The 1535-nt window shown below is 44.2% G+C and carries 2 protein-coding genes and 1 tRNA gene; 1 reads left to right on the top strand and 2 read right to left on the bottom strand.

The features are described from left to right. Positions 1-467 (bottom strand): Sir2 family NAD-dependent protein deacetylase (locus JMW64_RS13815; RefSeq protein ID WP_320158186.1); only part of this gene is annotated, 467 nt, incomplete at its 3' end. Between the two features lie 35 nt (positions 468-502). Here JMW64_RS13815 and JMW64_RS13810 point away from each other — a divergent pair. Further along, positions 503-871, top strand: coding sequence for a hypothetical protein (locus tag JMW64_RS13810; RefSeq protein ID WP_025652151.1), 369 nt, complete (start codon positions 503-505; stop codon positions 869-871). A 260-nt stretch (positions 872-1131) separates the two neighbouring features. Here JMW64_RS13810 and JMW64_RS13805 read toward each other — a convergent pair. After that, a tRNA-Arg gene (locus JMW64_RS13805) sits at positions 1132-1208 on the bottom strand. Between the last annotated feature and the right edge of the window lie 327 nt (positions 1209-1535).

Raw genomic sequence — 1535 nt, 5'->3', positions numbered from 1 at the left:
CTGCTATATGAGCCTCTAGACTGCTTTTTATAGGGTGCATCGCATTGACTACAACGATTGGCCCACAGATTACCATGCAAATGAGTCACGCTACTACCAGCCTGCTCATGTAAGTCATCGACATTTTGCGTGATGAGTGTTACCTGCTGGTCGGTTGATTGGCTATGGTATTGCCACTGCGCTAAGGCCTCATGAGCAGGATTCGGTTTTTTGTCCGCGACCAATTGTCTGCGCCACTGATACCACGACCATACCAGCTTTGGGTTGCGAGTGAACGCCTCGGGTGTCGCCAAATCCTCAACGCCGTAGTTCTCCCACAATCCTGTTTGTTTGTCTCGAAAAGTGGGAATACCGCTTTCTGCTGAAATCCCTGCGCCCGTTAAAATGCAGATGCGTTGTTTTGAGTCCAATAGTTTGGCGGCAAGCGCTACTTCAGCTATTAACGCTGGTGGTAATTCTGCTAACATGGCATAACCCCTGCTTACAATGGATACATATTTCTATGATAGATGGAATTTGGTGGCTTGTCATGTTGCTAGCCGTGGTCGCAGCCCTTTGGCTGGTCGCAAAGACGCGAGGCGCAAAAGCGGATGAGACCTTTGATAATAAATCACCCAAAGGCGCGAAAAAACCTAGTAATGATGACCTACAAAAAACAGCGGTATTAATTAATAACTATTTTCCTGACTATCGCGTTAATCGTAAGGCCAATCATTTAGTTATCAGCGAGCAAAACAAAAAGATTGCGATGATTACTATTGATAAAAAAGTGGCTGCTGGTCAACGGCGTCTAGGCGACGTACCCGTGATTAATTACCACCGAGTCCCCAACCGTGCCCAATTAACTGCAAACTTACAGGATGCAGAGTAGTGTCAGTCATACAGTTTTATAAATAGGCAATCAGGCAGGCAAGTAGGAAGGCAAATTGCGGCTCAATTAGAAGATGACATATATTGAATAGAGGTTGACAACGATATGTACAACATTTTATAGGTGTTAATACATCATAGTTAATAACAGCTAAAGACGCAGAGCGTTGCTGTTAAAGGTTTTTGGAAGTGTTAGTAGGTAGGGTGCTAGAAGTATTAGGAGGTAATGCTAGGGAGAGATGAAATATCATTCATAAGAAGTGGTGCGCTCGGCGGGAATCGAACCCACGACCCTCGGCTTCGGAGACCGATACTCTATCCAACTGAGCTACGAGCGCATAATACGAGTTGACTGCTAGGTTGCTCAATACTGCATACTACGTTTAATTGAGTATTATTGACAGGGCAGTCTGTCGAAAAATAAAGACCGCCTAGTCTAACAAATAAAAGCCAGAAAGCCAATGAGCGAAGGCTGCTATTGACGCTTTTTAAGAAAAAACAAGATAGTCATTAAACAGGCATGGCAATTTACCTGCCTTTTCCCTTATAATGTCAGGGACAATTCATATTTATAATCACCGATTACAAGTGCGCTTGCAGGCGGGATGGCTGTTTGCTATTGATGACGAGGTGTCGTTAAAAGAGGATAAACAGAATGTCCAAGT

Origin of the sequence: Psychrobacter immobilis (assembly GCF_904846065.1) — a bacterium.
Taxonomy (GTDB): domain Bacteria; phylum Pseudomonadota; class Gammaproteobacteria; order Pseudomonadales; family Moraxellaceae; genus Psychrobacter; species Psychrobacter immobilis_H.
This window is presented reverse-complemented; position numbering and strand designations above follow the sequence as displayed.